Source organism: Luteimonas sp. BLCC-B24, assembly GCF_028550595.1.
Lineage (GTDB): Bacteria > Pseudomonadota > Gammaproteobacteria > Xanthomonadales > Xanthomonadaceae > Luteimonas.
On record NZ_JAQQGN010000007.1, the window covers coordinates 89,134 to 108,238 of the forward strand.

General features: G+C 69.3%; 22 protein-coding genes, 1 tRNA gene and 1 pseudogene. 19 read left to right on the plus strand and 5 right to left on the minus strand.

The annotated features are described in order from the left end of the window. Positions 1-312 precede the first annotated feature (312 nt). The 10 genes and pseudogenes from rpe to PQS31_RS13965 all read left to right on the plus strand — a co-directional run bounded on the left by rpe (position 313) and on the right by PQS31_RS13965 (position 9,159). Entirely contained in the window at positions 313-993 is a 681-nt protein-coding gene (rpe, locus tag PQS31_RS13920; RefSeq protein ID WP_272763336.1) for a ribulose-phosphate 3-epimerase, read from the plus strand. Between the two features lie 5 nt (positions 994-998). Next, entirely contained in the window at positions 999-1,478 is a 480-nt protein-coding gene (gene rraA, locus PQS31_RS13925) for a ribonuclease E activity regulator RraA (RefSeq protein WP_272763337.1), read from the plus strand. 238 nt (positions 1,479-1,716) lie between these two features. After that, positions 1,717-2,667 (plus strand): lipid kinase YegS, encoded by a 951-nt coding sequence (gene yegS / locus PQS31_RS13930; RefSeq protein WP_272763338.1) that lies wholly within the window; start codon positions 1,717-1,719, stop codon positions 2,665-2,667. A 148-nt stretch (positions 2,668-2,815) separates the two neighbouring features. Continuing rightward, complete coding sequence (gene trpE / locus PQS31_RS13935; protein ID WP_272763339.1) at positions 2,816-4,300, plus strand: anthranilate synthase component I; 1,485 nt, start codon at positions 2,816-2,818, stop codon at positions 4,298-4,300. Positions 4,301-4,362: 62 nt separating this feature from the next. Beyond that, complete coding sequence (locus PQS31_RS13940) at positions 4,363-5,178, plus strand: hypothetical protein (RefSeq protein WP_272763340.1); 816 nt, start codon at positions 4,363-4,365, stop codon at positions 5,176-5,178. A 52-nt stretch (positions 5,179-5,230) separates the two neighbouring features. Next, a complete protein-coding gene (locus PQS31_RS13945; RefSeq protein WP_272763341.1) occupies positions 5,231-5,809 on the plus strand; it encodes an aminodeoxychorismate/anthranilate synthase component II in 579 nt (192 codons plus the stop codon). Between the two features lie 87 nt (positions 5,810-5,896). Beyond that, positions 5,897-6,928 carry an anthranilate phosphoribosyltransferase gene (gene trpD, locus PQS31_RS13950; protein ID WP_272763342.1) on the plus strand — a complete coding sequence of 344 codons (1,032 nt, stop codon included), beginning with the start codon at positions 5,897-5,899 and terminating at the stop codon, positions 6,926-6,928. A gap of 107 nt (positions 6,929-7,035) precedes the next feature. Beyond that, a complete protein-coding gene (locus PQS31_RS13955; protein ID WP_272763343.1) occupies positions 7,036-7,401 on the plus strand; it encodes an antibiotic biosynthesis monooxygenase in 366 nt (121 codons plus the stop codon). An 84-nt stretch (positions 7,402-7,485) separates the two neighbouring features. After that, a pseudogene (gene trpC / locus PQS31_RS13960) lies at positions 7,486-8,268 on the plus strand (indole-3-glycerol phosphate synthase TrpC); the annotation flags it as partial. Between the two features lie 159 nt (positions 8,269-8,427). Beyond that, positions 8,428-9,159, plus strand: coding sequence for an HAD-IB family phosphatase (locus PQS31_RS13965; protein WP_272763430.1), 732 nt, complete (start codon positions 8,428-8,430; stop codon positions 9,157-9,159). On the opposite strand, the gene PQS31_RS13970 is transcribed toward PQS31_RS13965, so the two are convergent. The 3 genes from PQS31_RS13970 to crp form a co-directional block, all read right to left on the minus strand. Beyond that, entirely contained in the window at positions 9,142-9,894 is a 753-nt protein-coding gene (locus tag PQS31_RS13970; RefSeq protein WP_272763344.1) for a sulfite exporter TauE/SafE family protein, read from the minus strand. The two genes, PQS31_RS13965 and PQS31_RS13970, sit on opposite strands and share 18 nt — an antisense overlap. 138 nt (positions 9,895-10,032) lie before the next feature. Continuing rightward, positions 10,033-10,506 (minus strand): GNAT family N-acetyltransferase, encoded by a 474-nt coding sequence (locus tag PQS31_RS13975; protein ID WP_272763346.1) that lies wholly within the window; start codon positions 10,504-10,506, stop codon positions 10,033-10,035. A gap of 13 nt (positions 10,507-10,519) precedes the next feature. After that, positions 10,520-11,155 (minus strand): cAMP-activated global transcriptional regulator CRP, encoded by a 636-nt coding sequence (gene crp / locus PQS31_RS13980; protein WP_272763347.1) that lies wholly within the window; start codon positions 11,153-11,155, stop codon positions 10,520-10,522. 187 nt (positions 11,156-11,342) lie between these two features. Here crp and speD point away from each other — a divergent pair, with 187 nt between their 5' ends. Further along, positions 11,343-12,134 (plus strand): adenosylmethionine decarboxylase, encoded by a 792-nt coding sequence (gene speD / locus PQS31_RS13985; protein ID WP_272763348.1) that lies wholly within the window; start codon positions 11,343-11,345, stop codon positions 12,132-12,134. 166 nt (positions 12,135-12,300) lie between these two features. On the opposite strand, the gene coq7 is transcribed toward speD, so the two are convergent. Continuing rightward, complete coding sequence (coq7, locus tag PQS31_RS13990; RefSeq protein WP_272763349.1) at positions 12,301-12,948, minus strand: 2-polyprenyl-3-methyl-6-methoxy-1,4-benzoquinone monooxygenase; 648 nt, start codon at positions 12,946-12,948, stop codon at positions 12,301-12,303. Between the two features lie 222 nt (positions 12,949-13,170). Between coq7 and rplM the strand changes: the two genes are divergently transcribed. From rplM to maiA, 6 genes are all read left to right on the plus strand, one after another. After that, complete coding sequence (rplM, locus tag PQS31_RS13995; RefSeq protein WP_096209866.1) at positions 13,171-13,599, plus strand: 50S ribosomal protein L13; 429 nt, start codon at positions 13,171-13,173, stop codon at positions 13,597-13,599. Between the two features lie 3 nt (positions 13,600-13,602). Continuing rightward, a complete protein-coding gene (rpsI, locus tag PQS31_RS14000; protein ID WP_272763350.1) occupies positions 13,603-13,995 on the plus strand; it encodes a 30S ribosomal protein S9 in 393 nt (130 codons plus the stop codon). A gap of 89 nt (positions 13,996-14,084) precedes the next feature. After that, positions 14,085-14,159 (plus strand) — tRNA-Gln (locus tag PQS31_RS14005). 114 nt (positions 14,160-14,273) lie between these two features. Then, entirely contained in the window at positions 14,274-15,008 is a 735-nt protein-coding gene (locus PQS31_RS14010; RefSeq protein WP_272763351.1) for a 2OG-Fe dioxygenase family protein, read from the plus strand. A 79-nt stretch (positions 15,009-15,087) separates the two neighbouring features. After that, on the plus strand, positions 15,088-16,080 hold the full coding sequence (locus PQS31_RS14015; protein WP_272763352.1) for a fumarylacetoacetate hydrolase family protein: 993 nt from the start codon (positions 15,088-15,090) through the stop codon (positions 16,078-16,080). A gap of 5 nt (positions 16,081-16,085) precedes the next feature. Then, entirely contained in the window at positions 16,086-16,742 is a 657-nt protein-coding gene (maiA, locus tag PQS31_RS14020) for a maleylacetoacetate isomerase (protein ID WP_272763353.1), read from the plus strand. Between the two features lie 28 nt (positions 16,743-16,770). Here maiA and PQS31_RS14025 read toward each other — a convergent pair whose 3' ends face one another. Continuing rightward, positions 16,771-17,886 (minus strand): PilT/PilU family type 4a pilus ATPase, encoded by a 1,116-nt coding sequence (locus PQS31_RS14025; protein WP_272763354.1) that lies wholly within the window; start codon positions 17,884-17,886, stop codon positions 16,771-16,773. 91 nt (positions 17,887-17,977) lie between these two features. Between PQS31_RS14025 and PQS31_RS14030 the strand changes: the two genes are divergently transcribed. Next, positions 17,978-18,358 carry a DUF4398 domain-containing protein gene (locus PQS31_RS14030; protein ID WP_272763355.1) on the plus strand — a complete coding sequence of 127 codons (381 nt, stop codon included), beginning with the start codon at positions 17,978-17,980 and terminating at the stop codon, positions 18,356-18,358. 2 nt (positions 18,359-18,360) lie between these two features. After that, complete coding sequence (locus tag PQS31_RS14035) at positions 18,361-18,933, plus strand: hypothetical protein (RefSeq protein ID WP_272763356.1); 573 nt, start codon at positions 18,361-18,363, stop codon at positions 18,931-18,933. The last annotated feature ends 172 nt before the right edge of the window (positions 18,934-19,105 follow it).

Here is a 19,105-nt window from a genome sequence, read left to right on the forward strand (position 1 = left end):
TCGCGGGCCCGGTGCGCGTACGCGCGATCCGGCCTGCAGGCGCCGGGCCGCGCCCGGACGGGCGCGGTGCGCGACCACCCGGGACGCGCGCAGCGGCGGTGCCCGCCGCCCCCGGCATCCCGGGTGGACAGCGCGCGGCCGTACGCGCGGGCCGGCACGACGCGGCGCCGGCGCCACGTCGGCGTCCGCGCCCGTTTCCCCCGGCACTCCGGCGAGGGCCGGGCGCCGGCATGCGATGGAGCATCCCGCAGGCGCGGAACTAGAATGCGCATTGCGGTTCCGCCGCCCGCCCCGTCCCCGCCTGGAGTGTCCATGCAGCCTGCCGTCATCGCCCCGTCGATCCTGTCCGCCAACTTCGCCCGGCTCGGCGAGGAGGTCGATGCCGTGCTGGCCGCGGGCGCCGACTGGGTGCATTTCGACGTGATGGACAACCATTACGTGCCCAATCTGACCATCGGGCCGCTGGTCTGCGAGGCGCTGCGCGCGCATGGCGTGACCGCACCGATCGACGTGCATCTGATGGTGGAGCCGGTCGATCGGCTGGTGCCCGACTTCGCCAAGGCCGGCGCCTCGCTGATCACGTTCCATCCCGAGGCCAGCCGCCACGTGCACCGCACGATCCAGCTGGTCAAGGCCGAGGGCTGCCAGGCCGGCCTGGTGCTCAATCCGGCGACCCCGGTCGAGGTGCTCGACTACGTGCTCGAGGAACTCGACATGGTGCTGCTGATGTCGGTGAACCCCGGCTTCGGCGGGCAGGCCTTCATTCCGTCCACGCTCCACAAGCTGCGTCGGGTGCGCGAGCGCATCGACGCGTGCGGCAAGCCGATCCGCCTGGAGATCGACGGCGGCGTGAAGCCCGACAACATCGGTGCGATCGCGGCCGCGGGCGCCGACACCTTCGTCGCCGGCTCGGCCATCTTCGGCAAGCCCGACTACCGCGCGGTGGTCGAATCGATGCGCGCGGCGATCGCCGCGGCCACCGGCGCGCGTTGACCCGCATGGCCACCGCCACCTGCGATCTCTGCGACGCCCATCCCGACGAGGTGCGCGTGCTCGATCTGCCGCTGCGCGACTACGGCGGCCGCCGCGCGTTCGCGGGCACGGTCAGCACGGTGCTCGCGCTGGAGGACAACTCGCGGGTGCGCGAGGCCGTCGCCGAGCCCGGGCAGGGCCGGGTGCTGGTGGTCGACGGCGGTGGCGCGACACGCCGGGCGATGCTCGGCGACCAGCTGGCGGCCCTGGCGGTGACCAATGGCTGGGCCGGCGTGCTCGTCCACGGCGCGATCCGTGACAGCGAGGCGATCGGTGGCATGGATCTCGGCGTCAAGGCGCTGGGCACCGTGCCGCTGAAGACCGAGAAGCGCGGGCAGGGCATGCGCGACGTACCGGTGAGATTCGGCGGCGTGACGCTGCGGCCGGGCGACTGGCTGGCCGCGGACGCCGATGGCGTCATCGTCGCCGACCGCGCGCTTGCCTGAAGGCCCTGGCGCCCGGTCCGGGTCCGGTAAAAAAAAAGACCGCGTCCTGCGACGCGGCCTTCCGGAAAAATTGGAGGCTGATCCCGCCTCCGCCCGTCGTCCCTGATATGGCCTTCAATCCTCCGTGTCTCCGGTGACATCCCGATGACACCGGGCCGACCGGAACGTGACGACCGGTTAACGGCGACGCTCCGGGTGTCGGCTACGCTGCGCGCCGTCCCCGCACGCGACCCCCTCCATGTCCCTGTCCCACTGGCGCCTGATCCTCAACGGCAAATCCGCCGGTGACGATGCCGTGCGCGAGGCCGTCCACGCACTGCGCGAACGCGGCCTGACGGTGGACGTGCGGGTGACCTGGGAAGCCGGCGACGCCGCACGTCACGTCGGCGTCGCGGTGGTGGACGGTGTGGACACGGTGATCGCCGGAGGCGGCGACGGCACCTTGAAGGAAGTGGCCGCCGCGCTCGCCGCGCACGACGGTGATGCGCATGCGCTGCCGTCGCTGGGCGTCCTGCCGCTGGGCACGGCCAATGATTTCGCCACCGCCGCCGGCCTCCCCGACGAGCCGCTCGCCGCGCTCGAACTGGTCGCGGCCCAACGGCCGCGGCCGATCGATCTGATCCGGGTGCACGCCGACGGTGCGGTGCACTGGTGCGCCAATCTCGGCTCCGGCGGCTTCGGCACCCAGGTCACGGTCGAGACCCACGAAGGCCTGAAGAAGGTGCTCGGTGGGCTGGCGTATTTCATCACCGGCCTGTCGCGGATCGGCCGGATCGAGCCGATCCGGGCCCACATCCACAGCGCCGGATTCGACTGGAACGGTGACTTCATCGCCCTGGGCGTGGGCAACGGCCGCCAGGCCGGCGGCGGGCAGGCGCTGTGTCCGGATGCGCTGATCGACGACGGCCTGCTCGACATCACCGTGGTGCGCGAGCTGGAGGGCGAACTCGTCTCCACGCTGCGGACGGCGCTGACCGAGGGCAAGGTGGCCGCGCTCGACCAGGTGGCCGTGCGCACGCGCCTGCCGGCGGTGACGGTCGATGCGGCCGCGCCGATGACGCTCAATCTCGACGGCGAGCCGGTGGTGGCGCAACGCTTCGAGATCGAGTGCGTTCCGGGCCGGCTGCGCATGCATCTGCCGCCGGACTGCCCGCTGCTGCGCGACGCGGCGGGGCAGGGTGTTCTGTAGTTCCTGTCGCGCGCGGCCGGTCGAGCCGCTACAGTAGCCGCCATGCACGCGACCGCCCTTCCGCATTTCCGTTTGCACGACGCCGGCTGGCGATGGTGGCGTACCGCCTCCGTTGCCCCCGTTCGTCCGCCCGACCAGGAAATGCCGCGTGATCACGCCGACCGAGTTCCAGCACTACGCCACTGACGGCCACACCCACGTTCCCGTGGTACGCGAGGTCCTGAGCGACCTCGATACGCCGCTCTCGGTCTACCTCAAGCTCGCGGACGGCCCGCACACCTACCTGTTCGAATCGGTGGAAGGCGGTGAACGCTTCGGCCGGTACTCGATCATCGGCCTGCCGGCCGAGCGCGTGTATGCGTTCCACGGCCACACGCTGAGCGTGCGCGAGCATGGCGAAGTCATCGAGACGCGCGAGGTGGACGATCCGTTCGCCGAAGTCGAGCGTCTGCGCGCTGCGCATTCGGTGCCGCGGATCGACGGCCTGCCGGATTTCACCGGCGGGCTCGTCGGCTGGTTCGGCTTCGAGTGCATCGAGTACATCGAGCCGCGCCTGCGCCGGGGCGTCCGCGACGACGTGCGCGACGAACTCGGCACGCCCGACATCCTGCTGATGCTCAGCACCGAAGTCGCGGTGTTCGACAACCTCAAGGGTCGGCTGTATCTCGTGGTCCACGCCGACACCCGCGAGCCGCAGGCCTGGGTGCGCGCAAACCGCAGGCTCGACGCCCTGACCCACCGCCTGCGCCAGGGCGGCGCCGGCTACCCGGAAACGCTGCAGCCCGCGGCGCTCGACGAATCGGATTTCGTCTCCGGCTTCACCCGCGAGGGGTTCCTCGACGCGGTCGCGAAGACGAAGGAGTACATCGCCGCCGGTGACGCTTTCCAGGTCGTGCTGTCGCAGCGCATGTCGGTGCCGTTCAATGCGCGCCCCGTCGACGTCTACCGCGCATTGCGTGCCTTGAATCCGTCGCCCTACATGTACTTCCTCGATGTCGGTGGCACCCAGGTCGTCGGCTCCTCGCCGGAAATCCTGGTGCGGCTCAAGGAGGGCGAAGTCACCGTGCGTCCGATCGCCGGCACCCGCCCGCGCGGCGGAACGCCGGCCGAGGACATCGCGCTGGAAGCCGAGCTGCTCGCCGATCCCAAGGAACGCGCCGAGCACCTGATGCTGATCGATCTCGGTCGCAACGATGTCGGGCATGTCTCGGCCGCGGGTACGGTCGAGGTCGGCGAGCGTTTCGTCATCGAACGCTACAGCCACGTCATGCACATCGTCAGCGAGGTCACCGGCCGGCTGAAGAGCGGCCTGAGCTACGCCGACGTGCTGCGCGCGACGTTTCCCGCCGGCACCGTCAGCGGCGCGCCGAAGGTGCGCGCGCTGGAGATCATCCGCAGCCTCGAGCCGGTCAAGCGCAACGTGTATTCGGGCGCGGTCGGCTACATCGGCTGGCACGGCGACGCCGACACCGCGATCGCGATCCGCACCGCGGTGATCCAGGACGGCCGCCTCTACGTGCAGGCCGGCGCCGGCATCGTCCACGACTCGGACCCCGAGATGGAATGGGCCGAGACCATGAACAAGGGCCGCGCGCTGTTCCGCGCGGTCGCGCAGGCGGCGAAGGGACTCTAGCCATGCGGACTGCGGGATTGACTGGTGCGTCCGTCATCGCGGCCCGGTGCTGGGGCGGCGTCGTGCTGGCGGCCTCCATGGCGTGCGCTCATGCCGATGATGGCATTGGGCCGAACAGCCGGACGCCCTCGGTCACCGTCTCCGGCACGTCCATCCATTACGTCGGCGCAATGAATGAAGCAGGCGCCCAGGCGCTCGAGGCGGTTCTCGAGGCGCAGGGCACCCGCCCGGATACTTTCATTGTGGAATCAGGCGGTGGCGAGGGACGCCCGGCCATGCGCATCGGCACGCTGGTGCATGAGCGGGGACTGCATGTTGTGGCGACCGGTCGCGGCTGCAACTCGGCCTGTGCCAACTACGTATTCGTGCCGGCGCTGCGCAAGACGATCCGACCGGGCAGCAAGGTGGTCTGGCACAACAGTTGCCCATCGAATCTTCCGACGAGCGCCGGTGCGCTGATCGACGCTCACCGACAAGGAACAGGCGAGATCAACGCCACACGTGATGACGGCGCCGAGGTCGCTCAGGCCGATATCGCGGACCTGCTGGTGTCGAAACAGGCGGTCATCGAGCAGAGCCTCCGGGAACTGAAAGCCGCGCACGCGCATTTTTTCGCCGGCCGCGGCATCGATGACCGCGTGAACTGTTTGACCGACTACTTCGCGTTGCCGTTCGATCACTACACCCTGAGCGTGGACGACATGGCCCGGTTCGGCGTGTGCAATGTGACAGCCGATCCCGATTACCTTGCGCAGACACTCCGCGCCGTGCGGGACGCGGGCGTCGGTGAACGGATGTTCGGGGTCATCGATCTGCGTCGAGCGCCTGCATTGCCTGCAGCGCCTGGGCTCAGGCGCTGCGACGAGGCAACCCCGTAGCGATGCGCTCGTCCTCTGCCCCTCATCCCTTTTTCTGCTCGCGGATTGACCCATGCTGTTGATGCTCGACAACTACGACAGCTTCACCTGGAACCTCGTGCAGTACCTGCAGGCGCTGGGCGCCGAGGTGCGGGTGGAGCGCAACGACGCGCTGACGGTCGAGCAGATCGAGAAGCTCGCCCCCGAGCGCATCGTGATTTCGCCGGGGCCGTGCACGCCGAACGAGGCCGGCGTGTCGCTCGACGTCATCGAACGCCTCGGCGCGACGACGCCGATCCTCGGCGTCTGCCTCGGGCACCAGGGCATCGGCCAGGCCTACGGCGGCAAGGTGATCCGCGCGCAGCGGATCATGCACGGCAAGACCTCGGCGATCCGTCACGCGGGCCGCGGCGTGTTCGCCGGCCTGCCGGACGGGTACGAGGCGACGCGCTACCACTCGCTAGTGGTCGAACGCGCGTCGCTCCCGGACTGCCTCGAAGTGACCGCGTGGACCGAGAACGAGGACGGCTCCATCGAGGAGATTATGGGCCTGCGGCATCGCAGCCATCCGGTCGAAGGCGTGCAGTTCCATCCCGAGTCGATCCTGACCGAGCACGGCCATGCGCTGCTGAAGAACTTTCTGGACAGCTGAGCCCTCCGGCAGCGTGAGCGGCAGGAAGGCGCCACGCTTTTCACGAATCACGAATCACGAATCACGAATCACGAATCACGAGCCCCCATGCCCATCACCCCGCACGAAGCCCTGCAACGCACCATCGAACATCGCGAGATCTTCCGCGACGAGATGGTCGAGCTGATGCGCCAGATCATGCGTGGCGACGTCTCGCCGCTGATGACCGCCGCCATCCTGTCCGGCCTGCGGGTCAAGAAGGAAACCGTCGACGAGATCGCCGGCGCGGCCCAGGTGATGCGCGAGTTCGCGCTGCCTGTGCCGGTCGCCGATGCGGACCGCACGCACCTGGTCGACATCGTCGGCACCGGGGGGGACGGTGCACACACCTTCAATATCTCGACGGCGAGCATGTTCGTCGTGGCCGCAGCCGGGGCCAAGGTGGCCAAGCACGGCAACCGCAGCGTGTCGTCCAAATCCGGCAGCGCGGACGTGCTCGAAGCGCTCGGCGCGCGGATCGACCTGCAGCCGGACGCCGTCGCGCGCTGCATCACGGCGACCGGCATCGGCTTCATGTTCGCACCGGTGCATCATCCGGCGATGCAGGCGGTCGCGCCGGTGCGCCGCGAGATGGGCGTGCGCACGATCTTCAACATCCTCGGGCCGCTGACCAATCCTGCCGGCGCACCGAACATCCTGATGGGCGTGTTCCACCCCGACCTCGTCGGCATCCAGGTCCGGGTGCTGCGCGAGCTCGGTGCGCAGCGTGCGCTCGTGGTCTGGGGGCGCGACGGCATGGACGAGATCTCGCTCGGCGCCGGAACCCTGGTCGGCGAGCTGCGCGATGGGGACGTACGCGAGTACGAGATCCATCCCGAGGACTACGGCATCGCGATGGCGGCCAGCCGCAACCTCCGTGTCGAGGACGCCGCGCAGTCGCGCCGGCTCCTGCTCGAGGCCCTCGACGGCACGCCCGGCCTGGCCCAGGACATCGTCTGCCTCAATGCCGGAGCGGCGCTGTACGTGGCCGGCGTGTCGGCGTCCATCCACGACGGCGTGCGGCGCGCGCGCGAGGTGATCGCCAGTGGCGCGGCGCGGGCGCGCCTCGAGGCCTTCGTCCACGCGACCACCGCCGGCTGAGGCCGTACCAGAGCGCGAACGCGGTCGCAGTTCGGTAGATGAACAGTGGAAATGCTGCAGCGCGGCGGGCATCGTGGCGCGTCGTCGCTGCCATGCCGCCACGCTGTATGCCGTTCCCGGTTCTGCCTCGTCCGCCCTACTACGTGGCCATCTTCCGGTCCGTCCGCAATGCGCACGACGATGCGGGTTACCAGCACGCCAGCGAGCGCATGTTCGAACTCGCGCGCCTGCAGCCGGGCTTTCTCGGCATGCAGTCGGCGCGCGGCGAGGACGGCGCGGGCATCACCCTGAGCTACTGGGTCGACGAGGACGCGATCCGCGCCTGGCGTGCGCAGGACGAGCACGGCGTGGTGCGTGAGACCGGGCGGCGCGCCTGGTACACGGGCTACATGCTGCAGATCGCTCGGGTGGAGCGGTCCTACAGCTGGGATGCGGACGCGCAACACAGCGAGTCCGAGCCGGCGATGGCGTGATCCGGCGCGCCGGCCGCCGGCCGGCTGCGGTATCGTGAGCGGCCTTTTTCGACCGGCACCGGCTGCCGGCCCATGGTGCCGATCTTGAACGACGTCCTGCAGCGCATCCTGGCGCGCAAACACGAAGAAGTCGCCGCCCGGCGCGCGGCGCTGCCATTCGCCGACCTCGTCGCCCGCGCCGCCGATGCGCCTCCGGTGCGCGGGTTCGCGCGCGCGATCGAGGCGAAGATCGCGGCCGGCGACGCGGCGGTGATCGCCGAGGTCAAGAAGGCCAGTCCGTCCAAGGGCGTGATCCGCGCGGACTTCCAGCCCGCCGACATCGCGCGCAGCTACGAGGCCGGCGGCGCGGCCTGTCTGTCGGTGCTGACCGACATCGATTTCTTCCAGGGCGCGGACGCGTATCTGCAGCAGGCGCGCGGCGCGTGCGCGCTGCCGGTGCTGCGCAAGGACTTCACCATCGATCCGTGGCAGGTGGTCGAGGCGCGCGCGCTGGGGGCGGACTGCATCCTGCTGATCGTCGCTGCACTCGACGACCGCCAGCTGGTCGAACTCGCCGAGCAGGCGATGCGGCTGAACATGGATGTGCTGGTCGAGGTGCACGACATCGACGAGCTCGAGCGCGCGTTGCAGGTGCCTGCGCCGCTGCTCGGCATCAACAATCGCAGCCTGCGCTCCTTCGAGGTCTCGCTCGACACCACGCTGGCCTTGCAGTCCGCAGTGCCGCGCGACCGCCGCCTGGTGACCGAGAGCGGCATCCACAGCGCCGACGATGTCGCGCGCATGCGCAGCGCGGGCGTGGAGGCGTTCCTCGTGGGCGAGGCCTTCATGCGCGAGCCCGATCCCGGCGCGGCGCTGCGCCGGCTGTTCGCCGTGCCCGGTGCGTCCGAGGCCGTGGCCGCGCCCGCATCCGCGTCCGGTGCCGTGTCGCCCGATCTGTCGTCGATCGCCATTGCCGCGGCCACCGCGCCGGTACCCGATGCAGTGCCGGCGCCGGCTGCCGACGACGGCGCGCCGGTGGTGGCCAGCCTGCTGCGCAACGCGCCCGGGGTCGAGGCGAAGACCGTGGTGTTCGATTTCGACCACACGCTCTACGACGGCGACTCGGGTACCCATCTGTTCGCCTGGCTGATCAAGCGCAGCTGGTGGCGCCGGGCCCTGGCCGTGCTGGTCACCCCGGTGTGCGGGCCGATGATCGCGTTCCTGCCCACGCGCCGCCGCGGCATCTCGGCCTATGTCTGGATCGGGACGATCGGGCTGCACAGCCGTGGCTCGCTGGATGCCCTGATCGACCGCTACGTGGCGCTGCACGCCGACGCGATCCGGCCGCGCCTGCTGCCGGTGGCGCTGGAGGTGCTGCACGTCCATCGCGAGGCCGGCGACCGTGTCGTCATCGCCACCGGCGCGCCCCCGGAGCTGGCGCGCGCGATCCTGGCCTTCGTCGCGCACGAAGCGGTGCCGGTCATCGGCACCCTGGTCGGTCCGAAGTTCGGCGGCGTCGGCGCGAAGCGGCACTGCCACGCCGAAGAGAAGATGCGCATGCTGCGCGAGCAGGGCTACGGCGACATCGACATCGCCTACTCCGATTCCTCGGCCGACGTGCCCCTGCTCAAGGCGGCCAAGGCGCCGGTGGTGGTGAACCCCAAACACGGCAGCATCGCGATGTTCCGGCGGATCCTCCCGGCCGGTACGCCGATCCTCAACTGGGGCTGCGCCGACCGCGGAGGCGCGCCCGCGACGGGCTCAGCCGAGCAGCACTGAGCGGCCGATCTGGTAGAGGCTGATCGCCATCACCAGCAGGCCGACGGCGAGGAGCACCCAGCGCTCGCGCACGTGGCGCACGAACAGCGCGGCGAGCGGGGCGGCGATCATGCCGCCGACCAGCAGCCCGAGGATCACCTCCAGGTGCTGCAGGCCCATGGTCAGGAAGAACGTCACCGAGATCGCCAGCGTGACCAGGAACTCGGCCGCATTGACGGTACCGATGGTGGTGCGCGCCGCGCCGCCGCGGGCCAGCAGCGTCGACGTGGCCACCGGCCCCCAGCCGCCCCCGCCGGTGGCATCGAGCAGGCCGGCGAAGAAGCCCAGCACCGGCACGCGCTGGACCTCGCGCCTGGGCACGAGGCGGCCGGCCGCCCGCAGCAGGATCAGCGCCGAGAGCACCAGCAGATAGGCGTAGATGAAGGGGCGGACCACGTCGCCCGGCAGGCGCGTCAGCACATAGGCCCCGATGACGCCGCCAACCACGCCGGGGACCGCCAGGCGCAGGAACAGGCGGCGGTCCACGTTGCGCATCACCAGATGCGACACCCCCGAGGCGCCGGTGGTGAACACTTCGGCGGTGTGCACGCTGGCGCTGACCGCCGCCGGCGGCACGCCCATGCTCAGCAGCACCGACGACGAGACGAGGCCGAAGGCCATGCCGAGCGCGCCGTCGATCAGCTGCGCGGCCAGACCGACCATCACGAAGAACAGGAATTGGTCGCCGAGATCCATCGCAATGCGCCTGGGGAATGCGGGTGAAGCGTAGCGCTATCCGTCGGCGCGCCGCGGGCACGTGATGATCGGGCGGCAGGACCGGCGCCGGGGTGTCGGAACGACCGGCAGGGACGGGCCGCGCGGCCCGCGCCAGGCTCAGGCGTCGCCGAGACGCTTGATGAAGCGCAGCGTGCCGTCCGAGAACCCGCAGGCCTTGTAGAACGCATGGGCGTCGGCCCGCTGCGAGCCGCTCGACAGCTCCAGCCGCGCAGCGCCGCCGAACCGCGCACGGCGCTCGGCTTCCTTGAGCAGCTGACGGCCCAGGCCGTGGCCCTGGGCCGCGCTCGTCACCACCAGGGCGGTGATGCGGCAGGTGGTCGTACCCAGCGGCAGGTAATACATGAAGTCCAGGGCGATCAGGCCGCAGACGCGGCCGCCGCTGCGTGCGAGCACCAGCGCCTGGCGGTCGTTCGCGGTGATGGCGCGGATGCGCTCGCGCGCATCCGCCATGCTGCAGGGATAGCCCAGCTCCGACAGCAGGGCGGCCACGTCGTCGGCATCGATGACCGACGCGCTGCGCAGATCCGCGTCCGGAAGATCCCCACGCGGTGCGAAGTGGCCGGGCTTCATGTCCGCGCCGGGTTCAGCGCGTGCCGAACAGCACGACGGTCTTGCCGCGCGCGGTCAGCTTGCCGTCGGCCTGCAGTTTCTTCAGTACCCGCCCGGCCATCTCGCGCGAGCAACCGACGAGACGCGCGAGCTCCTGGCGCGAGATCCGCAGCTGGGTACCCTGCGGGTGGCTCATCGCCTCGGGCTCACGGGTCAGGTCGTGCAGCGTGCGGATGATGCGGTCGGTCACGTCGAGAAAGGCCAGGCGTCCGGCCTTGCGGCTGGTGTCGAGCAGGCGCCGCGAGAGCTGCGCGCCGATCGCGTACATGATCGAGGTCGCATCGTTGGCCAGCGTGTTTTCGAACAGCTGGTACAGCCGTTCGTAGCTGATCTCGGCCAGCTCGCACTGGGTGCGCGTGCGCAGGATCACCTCGCGCACGTCGGACTCGATGAACAGCCCCATCTCGCCCACCATCTCGCCCGGCCCGAAATAGCCGAGGATCAGTTCGCGACCGTCGTCTTCCTCGGTGATGATGCTGACCGAGCCGCTGACCACGAAATAGAGCGTGCCGGCCGGATCGCCAGGGCGAAAGACCTCGCTGCGCGGCGGGTAGCGGCGGCGATGGCAGTGTGCGAGGAAGCGTTCGATGGCGGCAGCCGATGGAGCCATCGGGTGCGGCGATCGTGGAGAGCTGATCAGGGCCACGGGCGTCTGGATCATGGGGCCATCGGAACAGGGAATGCCGAAGAGTAGGCCGTCCGCGCCGCGGGGGCAAACCGTGACGGCGGCAAGGTCGCGGGCGACGGCCGCTTTGCCGCATAATCCCGGTTTGCCCAACCCCCGAGGGTCGACCGCTGTGGTCAAACCGCTCCCGCGCCTGAAGCTCCAGGGTTTCAACAACCTGACCAAGGCCCTGTCGTTCAACATCTACGATGTCTGCTACGCGGCATCCGAAGACGAGCGCCAGCGTTACATCGCCTACATCGACGAGGTCTACAACGCCGACCGGCTGACGCAGATTCTCACGGACGTGGCCGAGATCATCGGTGCCAACATCCTCAACGTCGCGCGTCAGGACTACGAGCCGCAGGGCGCGTCGGTGACCATCCTCATTTCCGAGGAGCCGGTGATCGACAAGGCCCAGGCCAAGGGCGTGATCTCCGACGCGGTGGTCGCGCACCTCGACAAGTCGCACATCACGGTGCACACCTATCCGGAAACCCATCCGGACAACGGCATCGCGACGTTCCGCGCCGACATCGACGTGGCGACCTGCGGCGTGATCTCGCCGCTGAAGGCGCTGAACTACCTAATCGAGAGCCTCGAGTCGGACATCGTGACGATGGACTACCGCGTGCGCGGCTTCACCCGCGACGTGAAGGGCAAGAAGCACTACATCGACCACAAGATCAATTCGATCCAGGACTACCTGGCCAAGAACATCAAGTCGCGCTACGACGCGCTCGACGTCAACGTCTACCAGGAGAACATCTTCCACACGAAGATGCATCTCAAGGAGTTCGACCTCGACCAGTACCTGTTCGAGGAAAAGGCGCGCAACCTGTCGTTCAAGGAGCGCATGAAGATCGAGGCCCGGCTCAAGCGCGAGATCGAAGAGCTGTATCACGGCCGCAATCTCGTCGATTGACCGGGACACCGTCATTGGTGATTGGTGATTCGCAATGGCGGGTCATGCAACGAGAACGGCCCCGCGCGATGCGGGGCCGTTCTCGTTTGGCGGCGTCACTGTTCCGGGCGGCGAGGCACTGCTTCGTCGAATCACGAATTACCGATCACCAATCACCGCCGCCCACCTACAGCCTGTACGCGACCGTCTTCATCACGTTCGAAGCGGCCGCCATCAGTGACGGGATCGGCCACGGCAGCACGCGTGCGCCGGCCTGCTCGGCATGGTCGGCGTGGCGCGCCTCGTCTTCCTTCATCTGCCGCAGGATGTCGCGGCTGCGCTGGTCGGCGGGCGGCAGGGTGTCGAGGTGTTCGTCCAGATGCGCCTCGACCTGGCGTTCGGTCTCGACCACGAAGCCGAGGTTCCAGCCGTCGCCGCGCAGGCCGGCCAGTACGCCGAGCGCGTAGCTGCCGCCGTACCACAGCGGGTTGAACATGCTGGGCCGGCTGTCGAGCTCCTTCAGACGCTCGGCGCACCAGGCCAGATGATCGGTTTCCTCCTGCGCGGCCTCGAGCAGGTGGGCGCGGGTGGTGTCCTCGCGCGCCACCGCGGCCTGGCCGAAATACAGGCCCTGGGCGCAGACCTCGCCGACGTGGTTGATGCGCATCAGGCCGGCGGCGTGGCGGCGCTCGGCATCGTCCGGGATCACGTCCGGGGTGTCGGCGGCGGGATTGGGGCGCGCGGCGGGCGGGTTGCCGAACACGGTGTCGAGCGCACGCTGGGTCTCGATCAGCAGCTGGTCGAGGGGGCTGTTGCGGGAGCGGAGTAGGGCCATCGGCTCGGAATCCTGCGGTTCGGGGCGGGTGCCGCGTGGCGTATCATTCTCGGTGCTGGGACGTGCACGTGCCAGCACGGCCGGCGCATCCGCGCCCTGGCTTGCGCGGTGCCGCGCCGGCGGGCTATCATTCCGCTTCTGTGCTGCACGCTCTACAACGCGAGGCGAAGTTCCGCCGGCAACGGCGCAATCAGCCCGACCAGTCACCCATCGAGTATTTCCATGAAGACCTTTGTTGCCAAGAACGAGACCGTCCAGCGTGACTGGTACCTCGTCGACGCTACCGGCAAGACCCTGGGCCGCCTGAGCGCGGAAATCGCCCACCGTCTGCGCGGCAAGCACAAGCCCGTCTACACCCCGCACGTCGATACCGGCGACTACATCATCGTGGTCAACGCCGAAAAGATCGCCGTGACCGGCAAGAAGCTGACCGACAAGCTCTATCACCGTTTCACGGGCTACATCGGCAACCTCAAGACCGAGAGCCTGGGCCAGGCGCTGGAGCGCCACCCGGAGCGCGTGATCGAGATCGCCGTCAAGGGCATGCTGCCGAAGAACACGCTCGGCCGCGCCATGTACCGCAAGCTCAAGGTCTACAAGGGTGCCGAGCACCCGCACGCCGCCCAGCAGCCGCAGCCCCTGGAACTCTAAGTCATGGCAATCACCCAGAATTACGGCACCGGCCGTCGCAAGTCCTCCGTCGCCCGCGTGTTCCTGCGCAAGGGCAGCGGCAAGATCACCGTCAACGACCGTCCGCTGGACGAGTTCTTCGGCCGCGAGACCGCGCGCATGATCGTGCGCCAGCCGCTCGAGCTCACCCAGAACACCGAGACCTTCGACGTCGTCGTCACCGCCAGCGGCGGTGGCACCACCGGCCAGGCCGGTGCGATCCGCCTGGGCATCGCCCGCGCGCTGGTCGAGTACGACGAAACCCTCAAGACCGAGCTGCGCAAGGCGGGCTTCATGACCCGTGACGCCCGCGAAGTCGAGCGCAAGAAGGTCGGCCTGCACAAGGCACGTCGCGCCACGCAGTTCTCGAAGCGCTGATTCGCGTCCCGATGCCATGCGTCGCGCATGGCATCGCTGGCGCCGACGCTTGCGGAGAATTGCGGTTTCGGCGTTAGAATATGCACCATAGCCCCGTCGCCAAGCGGTAAGGCACCTGACTCTGACTCAGGCATTCGGAGGTTCGAATCCTTCCGGGGCTGCCATCTACATCGAGAAGCCCGCCGCCAGGCGGGCTTTTTCGTGTCCGGGGATTGCCGCTCGTTGACGGTGCGTCGGACGCCGCAGTCAGTGCGCGCGGCGCACTCTAGAATGCGTCGATGAACGCCTACTCCCCACCGTACTCCTCCGCTTCGACGCTGGTCCCCGATCTGCGTGCCAACGGGTACGTCGTGCTCGCTGCGCGCGACGTCGCGGCCGTCTGTGACGTCGCGATCGATGCGCTCGATGCCCTGCGTCCGAGCTGGGACGACCTGCCCGAAGACGGGTATCTGAAGGACGGGGGCCGCTACCGCCGACGGCGTCACGCCTGCTTCGTGCAGGAGTCGGATGCGCTGCGCGCCGCGCCCCATCGCGCGCACTGGCAGTCCGAGGATTACAACGCCCTGCATGGCGGCATGCATCGCTGGTTCGAACCTGTCGTGCCCGAGGTCGTCGCGGCGCCGGCGTGGGCGCGCCTGTTGACCGGCCTCGGCGCCCGGTTCGCGCAGGTGCATGCCCGCATGCCCTGGCATATCGAAGCGCACCAGTTCCGTATCGACACCACCGACGGAATCGGGCGTCCGACGCCCGAAGGCGCGCATCGCGACGGCGTGGATTTCGTCGCCGTGCTGCTGGTCGGCCGTCACGGCATCAAGGGCGGCGAGACCCGGGTGTTCGAAGCCGACGGCCCCCGTGGCCAGCGCTTCACGCTCACCGAGCCCTGGTCGGCACTGCTGCTCGACGATGCGCGGGTGATCCACGAATCCACGCCGATCCAGCCCGAGGCCGCGGCGGGGCATCGCGACACCCTGGTGCTGACGTATCGCAGCGGCGCGTTCCAGGGCGAGGACTGAGGCGCGCGGCGCGCGGATGCCTGCATCCGGCGCGTTGGTTACAATCGCAACGAAATAGCAGACGCCAACGGAGTTGCCGATGAAGCTGGGTTCCCTGAAAGAAGGCGGTCGCGACGGCAGCCTGATCGTCGTCTCGCGCGACCTGACGCGCGCGGTGCGCGCGACCGGCATCGCCTCGACGCTGCAGCAGGCGCTCGACGACTGGTCGAACGCCGCGCCGCGCCTCAATGCCCTCGCCGAATCGCTCGACGCCGGCGATGCCGACGGCGTGTTCGATCTCGACGTCGCCAAGCTGGCAGCGCCGCTGCCGCGCGCCTACGAGTTCGTCGACGGCAGCGCGTATCTGCCGCACGTCGCCCGCGTGCGCCGCGCGCGCGGCGCCGAGGTGCCCGAGAGCTTCTACACCGATCCGCTGATGTACCAGGCCACCAGCGCCGGGTTTCTCGGGCCGCGCGATACCGTCAAGGTGGTCAGCGAGGACTACGGCATCGACCTCGAGGCCGAGATCGTGGTGATCACCGACGACGTGCCGATGGCGGTGACGCCGGAGCAGGCCGCCGGGCACATCCAGCTCGTCGGTCTGGTCAACGATGTGTCCCTGCGCAATCTGATTCCCGGCGAGCTCGCCAAGGGCTTCGGCTTCCTGCAGTCCAAGCCGCGTTCCGCGCTGAGCCCGGTGTTCGTCACCCCCGACGAGCTCGGCGATGCGTGGCGGGACAACAAGCTGCATCTGCCGCTGCTGACGCACGTCAACGGGGACTGGTTCGGCGCGCCGGAGGCGGGTGTCGACATGCAGTTCGATTTCGCCCAGCTCGTCGCGCACGCGGCGAAGACGCGTCCGTTGACCGCAGGCACGATCGTCGGCTCCGGCACCATCGCCAACGAGGACACCGCCAAGGGGGCCTCGTGTTTCGCCGAGCGCCGCACGGTCGAGGCGCTGGAGCACGGCGCGCCGAAGACACCGTTCATGGCCTTCGGCGATACCGTGCGCATCGAGATGTTCGATGCCGGGGGACGCAGCATCTTCGGCGCGATCGAGCAGGTGATCGAGCGCCAGGCGCGGCCGGAGTAAGCCCGGTGTCCGACGCGCTGGTGCTGCATACCTACTGGCGGTCCAGCGCGGCGTATCGGGTGCGCATCGCGCTGCATCTCAAGGGTCTGGCGTTCGAGAGCGTGCCGGTGCATCTGCTCCAGGACGGCGGCCAGCAGCGCACACCGGCGTTCGCGGCGCGCAATCCGCAGCGCCTGGTGCCGACGCTGCAGCACGGCGCGGCCGTGCTGACCCAGTCGCTGGCGATCATCGAGTATCTCGACGAGGTGTGGCCCGAGCCGTCACTGCTGCCGGGCGATGCGGCGGCCCGGCACCGCGCGCGCGCGCTGGCCCAGCTGGTCGCCTGCGACGTCCACCCGCTCGGCAACCTGCGCGTGCTGCAGTTCCTCGAGCACACCTGGTCGCTGGACCAGGCGCAGCGGCACCAGTGGCTCGAACGCTGGATCACCGAGGGCCTGGCGGCGTTCGAAGCGTTGCTGACGCGCGCGCCGCGGACCGGCGACTTCTGCATCGGCCCTGCGCCGACGATCGCCGACTGCGCGCTCGTGCCGCAGCTCTACAACGCGCGGCGGTTCGGGATCGGCCTCGACGCCTATCCCCGGATCCGCGCGATCGAGGCCGCGTGCCTCGCGCTGCCCGCCTTCGACGCCGCGCGGCCGGAACGGCAGCCCGACGCGGCCTGAGCGCGCGTCGCGGGCCGCCCGCATGCGATCAGCTGTGACTGCCGGCGGCGAACACGTCGGCGTACGGGTCGTGCGCGCCGAGACCGCCTTCGGACAACCGGAACTTGAGGTCCAGCCCATCGCGGGAATCGGCCGCGCGCAGCGCGGTCTCGCGCTCGATGCGCCCTTCCTTGTACAGGCGGAACAGGCACTGGTCGAAGGATTCCATGCCGTCTTCCAGCGATTCCTCCATCGCCTGCTTGATCTCGTGCACCTGTCCGCGGCGCAGCAGGTCGCGGATCATCGGCGTGTTGAGCAGCACCTCGGTCGCCGGCAGGCGGCGGCCGTCCATGCCCTGGACCAGACGCTGCGACACCACCGCACGCAGGTTCAACGCGAGGTTCATCAGTACGTTCTTGTGCGCGGCTTCGGGGAAGAAGTTGAGAATGCGCTCGATGGTCTGGTCGGCATTGTTGGAGTGCAGTGTCGCCAGGCAGATGTGCCCCGTCTCGGCGAACGCGATCGCCGCTTCCATCGTGGTCGCGTCGAGGATTTCGCCGATCAGGATGACGTCCGGCGCCTCGCGCATCGCGTTCTTGAGCGCGTTGTGGAAGGTCTGCGTGTCCAGGCCGACCTCACGCTGGTTGACCAGTGACTTCTTGTGCCGATGCAGGTATTCGATGGGGTCCTCGATGGTGAGGATGTGGCCCGACGTGCTGGCGTTGCGGTGATCGATCATCGAAGCCAGCGTGGTCGACTTGCCCGAGCCGGTGGAGCCGACGATCAGCACCAGCCCGCGCGGGGCCATGATGATGTCCTTGAGCACCTGCGGCAGCTGCAGCTCCTCGATGCTGGGAATGCTGCTGCGGATCGCGCGCACCACCATGCCGGTCTCGCCGCGCTGGCGGAACACGTTGATGCGGAAGCGGCCGGCGTCCTGCAGCGAGTACGCCATGTTCATTTCCATGTCGCGCTCGAACTGCTGGATCTGGTTCTCGTCCATCAGCGAGTAGGCGATCTTCTTGACCATGCCCGGCGGCAGGCCGGTGCTGCCCAAGGGATACAGGCGCCCCTCGACCTTGATGTACACCGGCGCCCCGGTGCTCAGGAACATGTCCGACGCGTTCTTTTCCGTCATCAGCTTCAGGAAGTAGCCGATATCCATGTACGAATCCCCAAGATCGCCCGGATCACGTTGCGCGGCCCGGTGTGGCTGACGACAATGACCCGGATCCGCTCCGGGACACATCCCCTCGATGAACGCAAGCTTCGCACACATCCGACGGCTGCTGCAGGCCGCAACACTGGTCGCAGTGCTCACTTTGAGCGCATGCGCGAGCGCGCCGCCGCCCACCGAGGAGCTGGCCGCCGCGCGACTCTCGGTCGCACGCGCCGGTGATGCGGACGCCGACCAGTACGCGCCCACCGACATCGTGCAGGCCCGCCGCGCGCTCGAGCAGGCGCAGGCCGCCATGGGCAGCGGCCGCGACGCCGAGGCGCGCACGCTCGCGCTGTCGGCCAGCGCCCTGGCCGACCTCGCCCACGCCCGTTCGCTGCAGGCCGCGACCGAATCCGAGCTCGCCGCCCGCCGTGCCGAAATCACCACCCTGCGGCAGCGTCTGCAGGCGGAGGACTGACCATGCGCCTGTCATTGCTGCTCGCCACATTGCTGATCGTTCCGGCAGCCCACGCCCAGTCCGAGCCGGCGGCCGATGCGGCCGCGCTGCAGCAGCGGCTGCAGGCCATCGACGCCGACCCGTCGACCGCGGGCGCCGCCGCGTACGAACGTCTGCAGGCGCGTCAGGCGCTGGCGTCGCTGGCCGCCGCGCGCAGCAACCAGCGTGCCTCGGCGCTGCAGATCGCGCAGTGGCGGGTCGAGACGGCCGAGATCGCGGCCCGTACCGAGCGCAGCCGGCGTGAACTCGCCGAACTCGAGCGTCAGCGCAGCCAGCTGCTGGTCGAGGCCAGCCGGCAGGACGCGGTGCGTGCGCGTCAGGAGGCCGAGCGCCTGCGCATCCAGGCGCAGATCCAGGCCGAGGAGGCGGCGCGCCTGCGCCTCGCGGCCGAGGAAGAGGGCGCCGCGCGTCAGCAGGCCGAAACCGTGCTACAGGGCGTCGCCAGCGGTGAGGCGGCCAAGCTGCGGGCCGCCCGCCAGCGCGAGGCCGAACTCAGGCGCCGGGAAGCCGAGCTGCTGCGCAGCCTCGAAGACTGAACGTCGACGCGCCGCGGCGTCAGTCCGCTGAATCGAAATGGAATCAAGGGCTTGCGTCGTCCCGATGCGGCAAGCCGCATGGTTGCGCGGTTCTCATGGGGCGTCAGCGCCGCCGAATCCCGGTTCGTGCCGGCCTCGATCACCCGCTGTCGCCGGGCCTCTTGCCGGCTCG